We start from the raw sequence: 17,366 nt of genomic DNA, 5'->3' as shown, positions 1-17,366 counted from the left end.
ACGGACTCAAAGCGGCCCAGCCTCAAGTCCCACCGGCCCCCCCTCACTCACCCCCACCCCCCACTCACGTCACCCCTCCACCCGAATCCCCATCTCCCCAGCCAACACCGGCGCCAGATCCATCAACTGCGCCGCGCTGATCACCGCCCCCGACAACCGATCCACCCCCCGGGCGATCTCCACCGACGCGGCCTCCCGCAGATCCACGTCCACCAGACTCGCCCCGCTCAGGTCGACCCCTTTCAGGGCGCACCCCACAAACGCGACCCGCTCCAGCCGCGCGCCCCCGAAATCCGGCTCGACCAGCACACAGTCCTCGAACACGACATCCTTCAGCCGCGCCTCACGCAGATTGAGGAAGTCGATCTTCCCCCCGCGCACGAGCACCCGCTCCAGCACGGCCCCGTGCAACTGCACCCCACCGAGCCGAGCCTCCACCAGCTCGACGTCCCGCAACGTCGCCTCGGCCAGATTCGTCCCGATCCCCCGTATCCCCGTGAGGACGGAGTCGAGCACCCGGGCCCGGTGCAGTCGCGTCTCGTCCAGCGCGCACCCCGTCAGCGCGCAGTCCATGAACCGGGCACCCCCACCGTCCTGCCCGCCCAGGTCCTCCTCGCGGAACTCCAGCCCGTCATAGTCCCCGTCGGGCTCCAACCCCCCGCCCGCGAACGCCTCCAGCACCGGCAACCGCACCTCCGGCCGCCGCGCCGCCTTCACCACCGACCTCGCCCTCACCATCCCCTCATCGTGCACCCCACCACTGACAAGCCCCCTGACCTGCACGAAAACGCGCCCGGCCACCGCCCCCGCAGCCCCATGTCACATCCCGGCGCCCTCGATCCGTCGTACCCGCGAACAGCCACACAGCCACACAGCCGCGCAGCCGCGCAACCGGCTGACGGACACCGACCCGAGGGAGCCCCGTCATGCACGCCACCCGACCCCCCACCCCCCTCACCGTCATCGGCGGCGGCTTCGCCGGGCTCACCGCGGCGATCACCGCCGCCGAGGCGGGCGCGCGGGTCACCGTCCACGAGGCGCACCACACGCTCGGCGGCCGGGCGCGGACCGCCGAGGGGCCGTACCGGACGAACGAGGGACCGCACGCGCTGTACAACGGCGGCCCCCACTGGACCTGGCTGGCGCAACGGGACCTGATCGGGCCTCTCGCGCCCCTCCCGCCCCTGGAGACCTCCCGGTTGCGCCTGCACCACAAGGGCGTCCTGCGCCGGACCCCGCCGTTCGCGATGCTCAAGCTCCTCAGTCCCCGCCGCATGGGCCGGCCCGCGCCCGTCGACGTCGACTTCCTCACCTGGGCGACCGAACAGGCCGGCGAGGAGGCCGCACGCGCCGCCGCCAACTACGCGGCCGTGGCGCTGTTCCACCACGACCCGGGCTCCCTGTCCGCCGCGTTCGTACAGGAACGGCTGCGCCGGGCCACGAAGCTGCCGCCGGAGGCGCACTACCCGCGAGGCGGCTGGGCGAGCGTCATCGACCGCATGGCGGCCCGCGCCTGGAACCTCGGCGTCCGCATGGAGACCCTCAGCCGCGTCGACAGCCTCGACGCCCTCACCGGCACCGGCACCGGCGGCCACGGCACCCACACCCGCGTCGGCACCGGCCCGATCATCGTCGCCACCTCCCTGGACGCGGCCCGCCGCCTGCTCAAGGACGACTCGCTGACCTGGCCGAGCGGCCGTACCGCGCTCCTCGACCTCGCCGTCCGCACCCGCCGCGGCGACGCGTTCGCGGTCTCCGACCTGGACGCGCCCGGCTGGATCGAGCGGTTCACGGCCCAGGACCGCACCCTGGCCCCGGCGGGCGAGCAGTTGCTCCAGGGACAGTTCCCGATCGGTCCGCACGAGTCCCGGGCGGACGGCATCGCCCGCGCCGAACACCTGCTCGACCTGGGCTACCCCGGCTGGCGGGACCGCGTCACCTGGCGGCGCGAGGCGACCGCCAACGGCCGTACGGGCGCCGTCGATCCGGTCGGCACCAGCTGGCGCGACCGCCCCGCCGTGGACCGGGGCGACGGCGTGTATCTCGCGGGCGACCAGGTAGCGGCGCCGGGCGTGCTCTCGGAGGTGTCGTTCAACAGCGCCCTCGCGGCCGTCTCGCTGGCCCTCGGCAGAAGGTCGAGGAACACCCTTGACCTCAAGCATGCTTGAGGTCGGAGGCTGGGGTCCGCCAAGCGAAACCGGGCGAACACACGCCACGCGAGAACGACATCGCTCAAGGGGGCCCCTCCATGCACGCCATCCGTCTGCACGCCTTCGGTCCGGCCGAGAACCTGACGTACGAGAAGGTCGCGGATCCCGAGCCCGGGCCGGGCCAGGTCCGTATCGCCGTCGCCGCGGCCGGGGTCCACCTGCTCGACGCGGCCCTCCGCGAGGGCGCTCCGGGACCGGGACCGGCGCCGGAACTGCCCACGATCCCCGGCCGCGAGGTCGCCGGAGTCGTCGAGGCGCTCGGGGAGGGCGTCCCGGAGGTATGGCTCGGCCGGCGCGTCACGGCCCACCTCGGCTTCGTGCCCGGCGGCTACGCCGAACTGGCCGTCACCGAGGTCGAACGACTGCACGAGATACCGGAGAACCTCGACTTCGCACAGGCGGTCGCGATGATCGGGACGGGCCGTACGGTGATGGGGATCCTCCTCTTCGCCGCACTCGGCCCGGACGACGTGGTGGTGATCCCGGCCGCCGCCGGCGGAATCGGCACACTCCTCGTGCAGTACGCCAAGAACGCGGGCGCCACGGTGATCGGCCTCGCCGGCGGCCCCACCAAGACGGCCCGCGTGGCGGCGAACGGCGCCGACCTGGCCGTCGACTACACCGACCCGGCCTGGCCGGAGAAGCTCGCGGCGTACCGGGGCAAGGCCACGATCGTCTTCGACGGCGTCGGAGGAGCGGCGGCACGAGAATCCGTCGCCCTGCTCGCCCCCGGTGGCAGGCACCTGGTCTTCGGCTGGTCGGCGGACGGCATCAAGGACGGCGGCCCCTACGTCGTGGAGGGTCTCTCCGAGACGGTCCTCGGCGAGGAGATGCGCCGCAGGGCCGGCGGCCCCGACCCCATCCGCACCCTCGAACTCCGCGCGCTCGCCGAGGCCGCCGCCGGCCGCCTCACCCCGGCCGTCCACCGCTTCCCCCTCGCCGAGGCGTCCGCCGCCCACCGCGCCCTGGAAGACCGCGGCACGACCGGCAAGGTGGTGCTGGAGCCGTGACCGCCCCCACGACCCGCCCCGGCCGCGACACACCCCCGAGCCCCGGCCGCGACATGCCCCCGACCACCGCCCACGCGCCGGACACCCCCGGCACCCCCGACCCCCGCCGCTGGTGGGCCCTCGTCGTCATCGCGCTCGCCCAGCTGATGGTGATCCTGGACGCGACGATCGTGAACATCGCGCTGCCCTCCGCCCAGCGGGACCTGGGGATGAGCGACGGGAGCCGGCTGGGGGTCCCCCCACGCCCTTAAGGCAGTGGGGGAGGGTGATCACCTCGTACACCCTCGCCTTCGGCGGACTGCTGCTGCTCGGCGGGCGCGTCTGCGACCTGGTGGGACGCAAGCGGGCCTTCGTCGTCGGGCTCGTCGGCTTCGCCGCGGCCTCGGCGCTCGGCGGCGCGGCCGGCACCTCCGGGACGCTGTTCGCGGCCCGCGCACTCCAGGGCGTCTTCGCCGCCGTCCTCGCCCCCTCCGCGCTCAGCCTCCTCACCACCACCTTCGCGGACCCGACGGAACGCGGAAAGGCGTTCGGCATCTACGGTGCCATCGCGGGCGGCGGTTCCGCGATCGGCCTGATCTCCGGCGGGCTGCTCACCGAGTACCTGGACTGGCGCTGGTGCCTCTACGTCAACGTGCCCATCGCCGTGGTCGCCCTCGTCGGCGCGACCGTCCTCCTCCACGACCGCCCGGACCGCACCGGCGTCCGCCTCGACGTGCCCGGTGCCTTCCTCGGCTCCGCCGGCCTCGTCGCCCTCGTCCACGGCTTCGGCGAGGCCGAGCCGCGCGGCTGGACGGACACCCGCGTCCTGGTCCTCCTCGCGGCGGGCGTCACGCTGCTCACCGGCTTCGTCCTGCGGCAGCGCGCGGCCCGGCACCCCCTGCTCCCGCTGCACATCGTCAGGGACCGCGACCGGGCGGGTTGCTTCCTGACGATCTCCCTGGCGACCGCCGGCATGTTCGGGATGTTCCTGTTCATGACCTACTACCTCCAGGTCGTCCTCGCCTACTCACCCGTGCGGACGGGGCTGGCCTTCCTCCCCCTCACCGCCGCGATCATCACCGGCTCGACCCAGATCTCGGCCCGCCTGATGCAGCGCGTGCCGCCCCGGCGGCTGATGGTCCCGGGCGCGCTGCTGGCCTCGACCGGCATGCTGATCCTGACCCGCCTCACGGTCGACTCGTCGTACGCCACCGGCGTCCTCCCGGCGCTGATCCTGATGGGCCTGGGCATGGGCATGACCTTCATGCCGGTCTTCTCCACCGCCACCGCCGGGGTCGCCCCGCACGACGCGGGCGTCACCTCCGCGACGGTCAACACCGCCCAGCAGGTGGGCGGTTCCCTCGGCACGGCCCTGCTGAACACCATCGCCACCACCACCGGCGCGGTCTATCTCGCGGCCCACGGCCACACCCCGGCCGCCGTCCGCGAAAGCGTCGTCCACGGCTACACCGTCGCGCTCTGGTGGGCCGCCGGCATCCTCCTCCTCGCGGCCACCGTCGCCGCCACGATGATCACGGCGAAGGCCCCGAACCGCGCCACCGCACCGCAGCCCACGACGACCTGAGGACCGGCCAGACGCTCACCGATCAACACCCCGGAGGGGGCGGCCCGACAAGGCCGCCCCCCTCACCAATGCCATGCGCCTCAGCCCCGCCCCGCCACCCGATCCGCCCACCGCGCCAACCGCGACGACTCCCCGCTGTGCGAGGCCTCCTCGCGCCGATCGGCGGTGCGGTACGTCGCGTACATCCCCTGCACCCCCACCCAGCGCAACGGCTCCGGCTCCCACTTGCGCACCCGGTGGTTCACCCACGGCAGCGAGGTCAGCCCGGTGGCCCCACCCTGCCCGGAGTCCCGCAGCACGAGGTCGCGCAGGGTGCGGCCGGCGAGGTTGGTCGTGGCGACCCCGGAGCCGACGTAACCGCCCGCCCACCCCAGCCCCGTGGCCCGGTCCAGCGTGACCGTCGCGCACCAGTCACGCGGCACCCCCAGCACCCCCGACCAGGCATGATCGACCTTCACCCCGGTCAGGGAGGGGAAGAACCGCACCAAGATCTCGTACAGCGCCTCGATCGTCGCCGACTGCGTACGCCCGTCGTTGTCCGTCCGCGACCCGAAGCGGTACGGCACCCCGCGACCGCCGAGCGCGATCCGGTCGTCGGCGGTGCGCTGGGCGTACATGTACGCGTGCGCCATGTCGCCGAGCGTCGCGCGGCCCTCCCAGCCGATCGCCGCCCACCGCTCGGCCGTCAGCGGCTCGGTGACGATCATCGAGGAGTTCATCGGCAGCCAGGTCCGCCTCTGCCCCTTGAGGTTCGCCGTGAAGCCCTCCGTACAGCGCAGCACATACGGCGCCCGGACCGTGCCGTACGGCGTGACCACGTGGCCCGGCCGGATCTCTGTGACCGGCGTCGACTCGTGCACGGTCACCCCCAGCCCCTCCACGACGGCCGCCAGCCCGGTCACCAGCTTCACCGGGTTCAACCGCGCCCCGTGCGGCGTCCACGTCGACCCCACGGCGCCGGCGACCCTGATCCGCTCGGCCGTCTCCCGGGCGCCGTACAGCTCCCGATCGTCCTCCCCGTACGCCAGCTCATGCTCGTGAAAGGCCCTGAGCCGCCCCAACTGCGCGGGCGTACGAGCGACTTCGAGCACGCCACCCCGGTGGATGTCCGCCTCGACACCCTCCTCCCCCGCCACCCGCACGACCTCGTCGACGGTCTCGTTCATGGCCCGTTGCAACCGCACGGCGGCCTCCCGCCCGTGCAGGCGCGCATACCGGTCCCGCCCCGCGATCCCGTTGTAGAGCCAGCCACCGTTGCGCCCCGAGGCCCCGTACCCGCAGAACTTCTGCTCCAGGACGGCGATCCGCAGGGCGGGGTCGGCCTTCTTCAGGTAGTACGCCGTCCACAACCCGGTATAACCGCCCCCGACGATCACCACATCGACGGACGCGTCCCCCGCCAGCGGCTCCCTCGGAACGGGAAGACCGGCCTGCGCGTACCAGAAGGAGACCCCACCGTTGACGGTGCCCGCGATCGCGTTGCTCATGGCCGGACGCTAACCGTTCCCGACAGCGCCTGTCGCCTACGGATTCCGTGGCGCGAAGGCGTCCCCGAGCCGGAAATCCAAGGGAATCCGGGCGGTCGGGCGCGTAGTGTCCCCCGCATGATCGATGTTCCGGAGGAACTGGCCGAGACTCAGGAAAAGATCAACGGAGAGGCCGGCCGCAGGTTCGTCGCGGACCTCCCCCGCCTGACCGCCGACTTCCTGGACCGCTGGGGCCTGCGGCTCGACGGCCGCCCCATGCACGGCATGTGCGCCCTGGTCATCCCGGTGACGGCTACGGCCGACGGCACCCCGGCGGTCCTCAAACTCCAGATCCCCGACGCCGAGAGCGAGGGCGAACCGATCGCCCTGCGCGCCTGGGACGGCGACGGCGCCGTACGACTCCTGCGCCACGACCCCGCCACCGGCACCATGCTGCTCGAACGCCTCGACCCGGCCCGCATGCTCTCCCACGAGCCGGACACCCACCGGGCCGTCCTGGTCATCGCCCGGCTCCTGGCCCACCTCACCTCCACCCCGGCCCCACCGACCGTGCGCCGCCTGTCCGACATCTCGACCGACATGCTGGAACGCACCCCACCGGTCCTGGCCCGCATCCCGGACGCGTCCGACCGCCGTCTGATCGCGGACTGCGCGGCGGCGCTGCGCGAGGTCATGTCCGAACCCGGCGACCGCCTCCTCCACTGGGACCTGCACTTCGACAACGTCCTGGGAGCCGACCGTTCCCCCTGGCTGGCCATCGACCCCAAGCCCCTGGCAGGCGACCCCGGCTTCGACCTCTGGCCGGCCCTCAACAACCGCTTCGACCCGGCCGACATCCACTGGCGCTTCGACGCGATGACCGACGTCCTCTCCCTGGACCGCCCCCGAGCCCGCGCCTGGACCCTCGCCCGCCTCCTCCAGAACGCCCTGTGGGAGGTAGAGGAAAACCGCTCCCTGGACCCCGAGGACCTGACCCTGGGCCGCCACCTCCGCTGACCCGCACAAAACAAATCCCGGGCCGCGCCAGCGACCCGGGATCCGGAGCCCCCTGTCGGATTCGAACCGACGACCTACGCATTACAAGACCGTGCGCGATCATGTCGCGCAATGCCTCGTCGTGTCACCCAATGACGTTTGGGCTGATCAGAGCATGCGCAGCATGATGAACCCTGTCACCCTGTGATGCGCTGTCCAAAGGCGTCTGTCCACCGCCTGTCCACCGAGGGCTTGCTGTAGAGCGACCAGCAAGAGCGTCCCGAGCGCACAAAGTAGCTGTTCCGAGCAGTAGCAGGACAACCAGAACGCCTTGTCGTTCCCATACAGGCCCGACGACTTGCCTACCGTCGCGACGCGAAGGGCCGCTGATGTCGCACGAGGTGATCCGTCGGGTGTCTCGGACACGGACGTCTAGACCCGCCACCACCAGCCTCCACGCCCAAGCAGAGCAAAATGTGAGCGAGCGCTTCGACAAACATGACCAGGTGCATCGTCGGGGAGCGCGTGACGCACTCCCCGACGATCGTTGCTATCTGGATATGTAGGGGCCCCGAACTGTCAGACCACGGTTCGACGACCAGGGTCGTACGGATCCCAAGTGGAATCGAACAGCACCCCCAGCCCGTCGGCATGGACGGCAGTCCGTTCCGAGGGATAGACCGGATAGGCGCCGACGATCTCGATGAGATCCTGGGTGCCCGCACCCGGCGTCGTCACATCCACAGGGCCGGCGAGCGCCAACGGCGGCGGAGCCGAAGCCAGGACCAGACTGCTCAGATCCGAGGGCGGAACGTACGGCTTCTTGTACCCGATCACCATCCCCGCATCGAACGGGCACAAACCACGCAGAGCGGCCACGGTGAGAGCCGGCACCCTCGCCCATGCAGGATCGGTCGACCGCATCGTGATGCAGAGCTCACGAGCGGGTGTCTGCGCGTTCGCCCGGCGAAACGGTGACAGGCCATAGGTGAACCCGGTCACGAACCCGGGCTCGGGCACATCCGTGTACACCAAGGCGAGGACCGGCCCGTCTTCAGGCTCCCGTGGCGGAACATCCTGGATGTCCGGCGTGAGGTTCCCCCGCTGTGCTGGAGGTGCTGATCAGCTGGTCAGAGAGGGTTGACGGGGTTTCAGGTTCGTCGGTTCGGCCGTCGCCTGCTCGGCGTAGTGCTTCTCCTCGAACTCGATCGGGCTGAGCCAGCCGAGCCGTTCCTGGATGCGACGGGAGTTATAGAAGCCGTCGATGTACTCGAAGAGCGCGAGGTTCGCCTCGGCCCGGGTGGTGAAGACGCGACGACGCAGCCCCTCGGTCTTGATGAGCATCCACAAGTTCTCCGCGAGAGCGTTATCGTACGAGTCCCCGACCGACCCCATGGACGCCTGAACTCTCGCTCTCACCAGACGAGTTGTGAGCTTGATAGACGTATATTGGGCGAGTTCAACCGGTCGTTGCAACACCGAACTGTTGTAGTGAGCGTAGCTGCTCCTCGAAGACCTCGGCCGGGGTCTTCCAGCCGAGGATCTTTCGGGGTCGGTTATTGATCGCCAGGGCGACGGCTTCGAGGTCCTCGGCGGACCACCGGGACAGGTCGGTGCCCTTCGGGAAGTACTGACGCAGCAGCCCGTTCGTGTTCTCGTTCGTGGGTCGCTGCCAGGGCGAGTGCGGATCGGCGAAGAACACCTTCGTCCCGGTCTCGAGCGTGGCCTTGGGATCGCGGCGCGTGAAGCCCTTCCGCCGCGGGCTGACACCTGCGATGTCGGCCTCGCGCATCAGGCGCTCGACCCGCTTGCGGCCCACGTGGACACCCTCGCGCTTGAGGACGGCGTGCACGCGCGGCGAGCCGTAGTTGCCGCCGGACTCGGTGTGGATCTCCTTGATCCGCTCGGTCAGTTCGACGTCGCGGCGCCGCCGCTCGCACGGCTCCTTCTCCGCACGGCGCCACCGGTAGTAGGTGGAAGAGGGGACGTGCAGTTCCCGCACGACGCACTCGACCCCCAGGCGCGGGTGCTCGTCAACGAGCGCCGTCACCTGGGCCGGGTCGGGTCGAGCTGCGCCGCGAAAAAAGCCGAGGCCGTCCGCAGGACGTCGTTGGCCCGCTTGAGCTGGGCGTTCTCCTTGCGCAGCGCGGCGAGCTCGGCCCGCTCGTCGGTGGTGAGACGGTCGTCGCGCTCGCCGGCGTCGGCCTCGGCCTGGCGGATCCAGCCGCGCAGGGCCTCGGGATGCACACCGAGGTCGACGGCCAGCTTCTTGATCTGCGGCTTCGGGTCTGTGGTGCGATACATCCGCACCGCACGCTCACGCAACTCCAGCGAGTATTTCCTGGGGGCAGCCATGGTCAAAGGTCCTCTCATGAGTCCCATCTGACCCTCTGTCAACACACTCCGCATCCCGGGGGAACCTCAGTTCGCCAGGTCCACGGTCGCGGAACCCGCCTTCGGCCAAGTGGCCTTGAGGTTCAGCGGTTTCCCGTACCCCTTGGTGTGCTTGAGCAGGCTGGCCTGGCCATCCTGATCGACGACCGGGGTGGAGGCGACGTCCTGGGTCTTCGGCCGGCGCTTCTCCCGCGCCTCGTCGGGGTCGTCGCCAAAGGCTGGGGTGCCCTGAAGCAAGGTGACGGTCAGAGCCGAAGTGAGGGTGACGCCGAGGGCTTTGGCCCAGGGGTGTGTTCTGTGTCTGCGAGATGCGCGCACGCGCGCTCCCCCTCTGAGGTGCGGGCATGCTGTCAAGAACCCAGCGGCCCCACCGGAAACAGATCCGGCGGGGCCGCTGGGGCACTGTGAGGTCCCCTACCCGCGGTGTTACTCCGAACCGTCCAAGGAGTCACCTTCGGATGAGGTGCCGAACCCCATACATGCGACCACTTTGAACGGGTTCGGATCGAGGTAGATGGGAAAGAGGTATCCGGCTCGTTCGCGATCGTCCACGTAGGCCACAAGAAGGCCCTGCTCGCCCTTTTCGGCAAGACTCGCAAAGCATTCTGCGACCCCGACAACCGGCTTGCCACGCCGCTGCAGGCTCCTCACCCTCCTGCGAAGGATTCCCCGAAGCGTCGACGCCGGGAGGGGCTCGAGCCAAATCTCGAAACGCGCTCCAGAAAGCAGCGCGCTCTTGGCCTGAACGCTGGCCTCAGAGTCGGACTCGAATGCGGCAATCATTTCACTCGCGGATACTTCGTTCACTCATCGCCGCCTGACAGGTGACCAGGTTTCGCCGAAGTCGAAGCTGATGTCGTCGGCCCAGATTTCACCGACAATGAAATGCTCATCTTCGAAGAATGTCTCCCACTGGGAGCCGTGGATCTGAATATTTCTTGACGGCCCTATGGCGGGATCGATGTTTGCCACCCTGATGCGCAGCATCACACCTTCGCCAACCCATTCGTCCGACAGGTTCTGGGCACCGTCCACGGCAACGTCGGCGTCATCCGACCACGATGTGAAGTTAGTATCCGTTGCGTTTCCACCCGTGTGAGCGCGGATATCCGTGCTGGTTCCGCGGGGCACCGCACGGCCTCCCGCAGCGGCGTCATATTGGTGGTGGCCCCTGGCGAGACCACGATACAGATACCCATCCTGGTTCGATCCACAGTTGTGGACCAACACCGGGACGCTGCCCGCCACTACATAGTACGTATGGGCGTCATCGACGGTCAGGTTGTGGACGGTGGCCGAGCCGCTGGTCCGGTGTTCCACCGCTGTGATCTGGACCAGGGTGCCCGCGCTGGTGCGCAGCCACTGGCCGTTCTTCAGGTCGGTGGCGTCGATCCACTCGCCGAGTGCGGGGACCCAGAAGGGGTGGCCGTCGGTCGCGGTGATCGTGTCCGTCGCCGTGCCCTCGGTGCCGTCCGTGTCGACGGTGAGCTCGACCAGGTGCTTGAGGCCCTCGCCCTTGATCTCGGCGGTGACCGTCTCGGCGGTCGTCTCGCCGGTCTCGGGGTCCGTGGCGAGGACCTTGTCACCGGTCTCGACGTCTTCGATCGGTTTGGTGGAACGGTCGGCCATCAGGACGAGCGTGCCGGGGACGAAGCTGTTGCTCGTCTTGCAGGAGCCGCCGGCAGCGGGTGCGTCGGCGTCCTTGCCGCCCCCTCCGGTCTCGGACTTCTTCTCCGCGCCGTCGCCCTTCTTGCCGCCTGAGTCGCCCTTCTTGGCCTCGGGCGCCTCCTTGGCCTTGGCCGGCGGGGCCGGTGCGGGCTTCTCCTTCGGCTTCGGAGTGACCGGAGGCGTGACCTTGTCGGCCGCGTCGACCGCGTCCTCGGTCTTCTTGGTCGCCTTGGTGGCGGTCGACGCCGTGTCCACGGCGTCGACCGCCTTGTTGACGTACCGCGCGCCCTTCCCCGCCGTGGCCGCGTAGCCCGCGATGGGGATCGCCGAGGCGTAGGACAGGCCCGCGTCGATGTAGTTGCCCTCGGCCGTGTACCAGACGCCGTTGAGGAGGTCGGCGGGCTCGCCGAAGACCGGGACCAGGCCCAGGACATCGAGGGCGCCGTGACCGATCGGGCTGATCCAGGACTCGCCCCAGTACAAGCCCGTCGGGTCCGGGAAGGCGAGCGGGTTGTTGCGGCCGTACGCGTAGGCGTTGAGGTGCTGCGGGTCACCCACGTTCAGAACGGGGTCGGCGGAGACAAATCGTCCCGTCTCGGGGTCGTATGCGCGGGCGCCGAGCTGGATGAGCCCCGTCGTCGCGTCCGCCGTGGCGCCCACGAAGGACTTGTCGCCGGGCCACGCGCCCGCCGCCGGCTTGGCGCCGCGCACCTGGCCGAAGGGGAGGGTGCGGCGCTGTGTGATCGCCGAGTCCGCCGCCTTGATCGCGATCTCGGCCGTGCCGTTCTGGCCGCCGACCAACCAGGTCACCCCGGCAGTCGTCCGTACGGCGATCTTCTGGCCACCGTGCGAGTAGTAACGCGTGCCCGACAGGGAGTTCTTCGCCGTGTCGAGGCGGATCTCCTGTCTGCCCAGGTACAGCGTGACCGCGCCCTTCTCCTTGCGGAGCAGTCGGCCGCCCGAGGCGTCGTACACGTACGAGGTCTTGTTCGCCTCGTCCAGGTTGTCACCGGACAGGTACGGGGTGACCGCGCTCAGGCGGCCCTGCTCGTCCCAGTCCAGCTTCTGGTCGACCGCCGGCGAGAGGTCCGTCGCCGCCTTCGTGCGGCGGACGGTGTTACCCGTCTCGTCGTACCGGAAGGTCTGAGCGGCCGTCACCTCCTTGCCTGCGGCGGTCGTAACAACCTCCGCCGACTTCAGGGCGTGCGGGTGCGTGCCGCCCTTGGCATCAGTGGCCCTCGGTGCGTACGTCGTCTTCTGCGTGATCGCCGCGTCGCCGGTCGTGCCGGTGGCGTGGCGGACCTCGCTCGTGCGGTTGCCCGCAGCGTCGTAGGTGTAGGAGTGCCGGTACGGTGCCGGGCCGCCGACGGTCGCCTCACCGGCGCTGGGTGCGCAGGTGGTGGCCGTCTGGGTCCACGCGTCGGTCAGACGGCGCAGGTAGTCGTACGTGAAGCACTGGACATCCGCGGTCTTGCCCTCGGGCGTGTCCGCGATCTTCTGGATGTTCCCGGTGGCGTCGTAGCCGTAGGTGATGTCGGAGTCCGGGGCCTTGACGATCTCCCGGTCGATCCGGGCGCGCTCCAGGCGCCGGGTGCCCTCCTCGTAGGTGTTGGTCAGCCAGGTGTACTTGTCCGCACTGGCCGTGCCCAGCGTCAGCTGGAGCATCTCGCCGTAGTTGGAGTAACGGGTCTCGCGGGCGTAGTCCGTCGAGTCGCCCAGGGTGAAGGACGGCAGACCGGTCGCCGTGTAGCCCGTGGTGACCGTCTCCGCCGGGAGATCACCGGCCGCCGGAAGGCCGATGTCGTCGACCGAACCGTCCGCCTTGTACGACGCCGTCGCCGTGTACGTCCCGGCCAGCTTGCCCTCGGAGGCCGGGACGGTCACCGAGGACTTCGTCGGCCGGCCCGCAACGTCGTACGCGTCGACCGACGAGGTGTAGCCGTCGTCCCCCACCCACTTCGTGGCCGAGGTCAGACGCCCCTTGCCGTTCGGCACGGTCGCGCTGTCGTACTCCCAGGTCGTCAGCTTCTTGTCGCCGTTGTACAGCGAGCGCTGACGGCCCAACTTGTCGTAGTTGTAAGTGAGGGTGAGCTCGCGCTCGTTGCGGACCGTCTTCACCTGGTCCAGGTCGTTGTACGTCATCCACGTCGTACCCGCGTCGGGGTCGACCGACTTGGTCTGCCGGCCACGTACGTCGTACTCGGACGACCACACGTTGCCCGACGTGTCCTTCACCTCGGTGAGACGGCCCGCCGCGTCGTAGTCGTACGACGTCGTGTCCGCCGCGCCTGTAGGCGAACTGGCCTTGTACTCCAGGACCTTGGTCGTCTGCCCCTGCGCGTTGGTGTACGTCGCGGTCGGCGTGGCGCCCGTCGGCGGGTCGACCGTCGTGTGGTCGCCGTGGTACGCGGTCTTGGTGCGCCACTTCTCGGTGCCCGCGACGCGGAAGATCGAGTCCGTCGCCCGCCCGGCCGCGTCGTAGACCGTCTCCGTCTCACGAGGGGTGCCCTCGGAGGCGTCGACGACGTTCACGAAGGTCGTGCCGACGGCCGTCGTGTTGTAGAACGGGCCGATCTCCTTCACGGTCAGGCCGCGGGTGTCGTACTCGGTGGTCGTGATGACGCGGCCCGAGTTCGCGGCCGGGGTCTGCGTCTGACGGGGCCGCAGCAGGCCGTCGGAGAGCTGGTGGCTGGTGGCCACCGAGCCGTTGGGAAGGAGTGACTTGGTGGTGGTGACGACCGGGGCGTTGTTGCGGATCAGGTAGGCGTATTCGAGGCTTGGTGTGTCCGATGCCTTGGCGCGTCCCGGGAGCCAGACCTTCAGCAGGCGGCCGAGGGCGTCGTACTCCAGGTCGGTGCGCTGCTTGTTGGGGTCGACCGTGGCGGTGACCAGGCCCCAGCGGCGGTCCACCGTGGAGGTCGTGGTGTTGCCGAGCGGGTCCTCGACCTTCATGCCGGTGACCGGGCCACCGGTTGTCGGCGTGTAGGTGGTCTTCGTCGCGTTGCCCGCCTGGTCGGCGGACTCCACGACACGGCCGTGCGCGTCGTACTTGGCCGTCGACGTCGTCACGTACTGCGGGGTGCCGTCGGCCGTGTAGCCCTTGACCTTCTCGCTGCGCACCACATCGCCCTTGGTGGGGGTGGTGCCGTAGGTGTCGCGGTCGTCGTACCAGGTGCGGACGTCGGAGATCGCCTCACCCTGGTACGAAGTCGGCGCGCCGTCAGCGCAGTTGACCGGGACGACCGTGACCCGCTTCAGCAACGTGAGCAGGTTGGCGTCGGTGTTGCGGTTGTACGTGTTCGTCGTGCAGGTGTCGTCGTCCTCGGCCGCCAGGTCGCCGGAGTCGGAGGAGCGGGACAGCATGCCGTACGCGTCATAGAAGTGCTCGATGGCGGCGCGGCGGACCTTGCCGTCGTCCAACGCCGTACGCGTCTTCGTCGACTTGACTGCCGCGTAGGACGCCTCGTCCTTACCCTCCGTCGCCGTGGGCTCGGACTTCCACGGCGTGCTCACCGAACCGGTGATCTCCGCATCGCCGTTGAAGCTCCGCTGCTCCACGACGAAGCCCTGGTGGCGGGCGTCGTCACGGATCTTCGTGCCGTCGGTGGCGGTGACCGTCACGGACTTGGTGCCGCCGGACTCCTTCTCCCGGTCGCCGTCCATGCCCTGGAGGTAGGTGGTCTCGGTGCGGAGTTGCTTGCTGCCCGCCTCACCCGTCTTCATGGTGACCGAGCGGTAGCCGCGCCACTGGTTCCAGGTCTTCTTCTTGGTCTTGACGAGCTCGCTGTCGTCGAAGGCCCACGCGGCGCCGGAGTAGTCGTAGGAGGTGACCTTGTTGGGGCCGGTGACCGTGACCTCGTCCTCGATCACCGTGTCGACCACGAACTTGTGGAACCAGTCCTCCTTCTCCCCGACCGTCCCCTCCTTCGACCAGAAGGACGGCATACACCGCTTGGTGTTCGTCTCAGGGGTCGGAAGATTCGTCGGCGTGCACTCGGTCGGCTTGTAGTTGACCGAGATCGTGCCGCCCGTCTCCGACTGAATGGCCCGGATGCGCCACTTGTACATCGGCAGCCGGTCGTCGGAGCCGGTGTCGACGCGGTTGGCGTCCTGCCGCTCGTAGAACGTGACCTTCGGGAGCTTGTTCGCGCCGTCCTTGCCGGAGTGGGTGACCGACTCCAGCCACAGGGCCGGGGCGTGCGTGGTGTCGGCGCTCTGGTACTTGTGCGCCAGGTCCCACTCGTCGACGTCCCCGTACGTCTTGCCGTCGGAACCCAGGACCTGCGTCGTGACCTTCGCCAGCCGTTTGCGGGAGAAGAAGGTCGGGGACCACTGGTCCTTGCACTCCGTGTCCGAGGTGCAGATCTGCTCGAACGGCACATCCGGCCAGCGCTTGGCGGTGGACTCCTTCAGATCGCCCGGCTCACAGTCGGCGGCGGCACCGGTACAGCGCTCGGCCACGTCGAAGACGACCTGCGAGGGCGCGGCGGTCGTGTTCTCCTTGCCCTCCTGCTCCCCGTACTCGATCCGCTTCAGGTAGCCGCCGCGGTCGTAGGAGACGACCTTGTCGCCGCGCACGCTGTCGTACTTGTTCGTCTCGGTGCCGTAGTAGTACGTCATCGTGTTGCCGTGCACGTCGACGACGTAGTCGAGGTTCCAGCGCCACGACTGCTGGCAGCGGGACTCCTTGAAGGTGTCGGCGTGGCAGGGCTCGTCCTTGTCGTCGCCGAAGACCGGGACCTCCCAGGAGGAGCCGGTGAACTCGGTGTCGGCCGCCTCGCGCTTGCCCTTGCCGAAGTGGTAGCGGGTGCCGTCGGTGGTGGTGACGACCCAGTACTCGTTGTTGTTGTCGGCGTTGGAGCCGTCGTACTTACGCTCGATACGGGTGCCGTCGTCCTGCTTCAGACGCCACTCGTTCTCGCCCTTCTTGACCAGCTCACCGGCCCGGCCGCCGAAGTTCATGGTGGCGTTGTCGGAGTGCCAGCACAGGTCGTACTTCTGCGAACCCGCCTCGTCGTGGCCGTCCTCCGTGCACGAGCGGTACGAACGCTCAATGTACCCGGCGCTCAGGTCGAAGCCCTCACCGATCCAGGACGTCTGGTTGTTGCTGGAGGCCGTCCGGCCGTCCGTGGAGGCCGAGTTGTAGCCGAGACCCAGCTGCGGGGAGGGCCCGGCGACGGCGGGCGGCACCCGCAGCGGGTACTGCCAGGTGAAGCCGCCGGTCTGCCCGGCAACCTGCCAGGACGCGGACGGCGCCAGCGACGTCGCCGCGTACGAGCCCGCGCCGCCGGAGGCGCCCGCCGCCACCGCGAGCAGCGGGGCCCTGTCAGCGGGCAGCGCTGCCACGTCCGCGGTGAGTTTCTCCTCGCGCACGTCGTTGTCGGTCTTCAGCGGAGTGCTCGTCTGGCACTTGGCCGCCTTCGGCGTGGTCAGCGCGCAGGCAGGCAGCTCGACCAGACGCAGCCGCTGGGCCCAGTCACCGCCGTAGGCCTGCGCGAAGGCCGCGTAGTCGACCTCGACGGACACCTTGCCGTTGGTGGTGCGGCTGTCGGCCCGGGTGACCTTGAGGAGCAGGCCGTCGATGCCGGCCTTCTGCGCGGCGGCGTGACTGAGGACGTCAACCTTGGCCCGGGTGGGCGTGACGGCCGCCATCGCGGAACGGGTCATGCCCTTCGGCGTGCCGACACGGACCGGGAGCGAGCCGGCCTTGGTGCTCGACAGCGCGCCGCGCTTCTTGGCGTCGGAGCCGCCGAGATCGACGGTCGCGCTGCCCGCCTTCGGCCAGCTGGCCTTCAGGTCCAGCGGTTTGCCGTACGCCTTGGTGTGTTTGAGTGGGGTTGCCTGGCCGTCCTGGTCGACCACCGGCGTCGAGACGACGTCCTGGGTCTTGGGACGCCGAGCCTCGCGCGCCTCGTCGGGGTCGTCACCGAAAGCCGGGGTGCCCTGGAGCAGGGTGATGGTCAGGGCTGAAGTGAGGGTGACGCCGAGGGCTTTGGCCCAGGGGTGTGTTCTGTGTCTGCGAGATGCGCGCACGCGCGCTCCCCCTCCCGTATGGGTG

Annotated in this window: 10 protein-coding genes and 3 pseudogenes; 4 read left to right on the top strand and 9 right to left on the bottom strand. The window is 69.7% G+C overall.

The window, feature by feature from the left end; genetic code table 11:
- Positions 1 to 69: 69 nt before the first annotated feature.
- On the bottom strand, positions 70 to 738 hold the full coding sequence (locus tag K1J60_RS24140) for a pentapeptide repeat-containing protein (RefSeq protein WP_220648003.1): 669 nt from the start codon (positions 736 to 738) through the stop codon (positions 70 to 72).
- Between the two features lie 188 nt (positions 739 to 926).
- Here K1J60_RS24140 and K1J60_RS24135 point away from each other — a divergent pair, with 188 nt between their 5' ends.
- The 3 genes and pseudogenes from K1J60_RS24135 to K1J60_RS24125 all read left to right on the top strand — a co-directional run bounded on the left by K1J60_RS24135 (position 927) and on the right by K1J60_RS24125 (position 4,784).
- Entirely contained in the window at positions 927 to 2,168 is a 1,242-nt protein-coding gene (locus tag K1J60_RS24135; RefSeq protein ID WP_220648002.1) for an FAD-dependent oxidoreductase, read from the top strand.
- 80 nt (positions 2,169 to 2,248) lie between these two features.
- Positions 2,249 to 3,220 (top strand): zinc-binding dehydrogenase, encoded by a 972-nt coding sequence (locus K1J60_RS24130; protein ID WP_220648001.1) that lies wholly within the window; start codon positions 2,249 to 2,251, stop codon positions 3,218 to 3,220.
- A 53-nt stretch (positions 3,221 to 3,273) separates the two neighbouring features.
- Positions 3,274 to 4,784: pseudogene (locus tag K1J60_RS24125) on the top strand (MFS transporter).
- An 80-nt stretch (positions 4,785 to 4,864) separates the two neighbouring features.
- Here K1J60_RS24125 and K1J60_RS24120 read toward each other — a convergent pair.
- A complete protein-coding gene (locus K1J60_RS24120; RefSeq protein ID WP_220648000.1) occupies positions 4,865 to 6,271 on the bottom strand; it encodes an NAD(P)/FAD-dependent oxidoreductase in 1,407 nt (468 codons plus the stop codon).
- 117 nt (positions 6,272 to 6,388) lie between these two features.
- Between K1J60_RS24120 and K1J60_RS24115 the strand changes: the two genes are divergently transcribed.
- Complete coding sequence (locus tag K1J60_RS24115) at positions 6,389 to 7,267, top strand: aminoglycoside phosphotransferase family protein (RefSeq protein WP_220647999.1); 879 nt, start codon at positions 6,389 to 6,391, stop codon at positions 7,265 to 7,267.
- Between the two features lie 558 nt (positions 7,268 to 7,825).
- Here the strand turns inward: K1J60_RS24115 and K1J60_RS24110 are convergent.
- The 7 genes and pseudogenes from K1J60_RS24110 to K1J60_RS24085 all read right to left on the bottom strand — a co-directional run bounded on the left by K1J60_RS24110 (position 7,826) and on the right by K1J60_RS24085 (position 17,341).
- On the bottom strand, positions 7,826 to 8,248 hold the full coding sequence (locus K1J60_RS24110; RefSeq protein WP_220647998.1) for a hypothetical protein: 423 nt from the start codon (positions 8,246 to 8,248) through the stop codon (positions 7,826 to 7,828).
- A 120-nt stretch (positions 8,249 to 8,368) separates the two neighbouring features.
- Positions 8,369 to 8,590 carry an IS3 family transposase gene (locus K1J60_RS24105; RefSeq protein WP_398683287.1) on the bottom strand — a complete coding sequence of 74 codons (222 nt, stop codon included), beginning with the start codon at positions 8,588 to 8,590 and terminating at the stop codon, positions 8,369 to 8,371.
- Between the two features lie 115 nt (positions 8,591 to 8,705).
- Positions 8,706 to 8,966: pseudogene (locus K1J60_RS46055) on the bottom strand (IS30 family transposase); the annotation flags it as partial.
- A 42-nt stretch (positions 8,967 to 9,008) separates the two neighbouring features.
- Positions 9,009 to 9,248 (bottom strand): annotated as a pseudogene (locus K1J60_RS46050) (IS3 family transposase); the annotation flags it as partial.
- A gap of 44 nt (positions 9,249 to 9,292) precedes the next feature.
- On the bottom strand, positions 9,293 to 9,601 hold the full coding sequence (locus K1J60_RS24095; protein WP_220647995.1) for a transposase: 309 nt from the start codon (positions 9,599 to 9,601) through the stop codon (positions 9,293 to 9,295).
- A 66-nt stretch (positions 9,602 to 9,667) separates the two neighbouring features.
- The gene (locus K1J60_RS24090; protein ID WP_220647994.1) at positions 9,668 to 9,958 is read right to left on the bottom strand and encodes a hypothetical protein; all 291 of its coding nucleotides are present in this window, start codon (positions 9,956 to 9,958) and stop codon (positions 9,668 to 9,670) included.
- A 489-nt stretch (positions 9,959 to 10,447) separates the two neighbouring features.
- The gene (locus K1J60_RS24085) at positions 10,448 to 17,341 is read right to left on the bottom strand and encodes a polymorphic toxin-type HINT domain-containing protein (RefSeq protein WP_220647993.1); all 6,894 of its coding nucleotides are present in this window, start codon (positions 17,339 to 17,341) and stop codon (positions 10,448 to 10,450) included.
- Positions 17,342 to 17,366: the final 25 nt, after the last annotated feature.

The organism is Streptomyces akebiae (assembly GCF_019599145.1).
Lineage (GTDB): Bacteria > Actinomycetota > Actinomycetes > Streptomycetales > Streptomycetaceae > Streptomyces > Streptomyces akebiae.
Note: the sequence above shows the minus strand (reverse complement) of the source record. Positions and strands in the feature narration are given on the sequence as shown.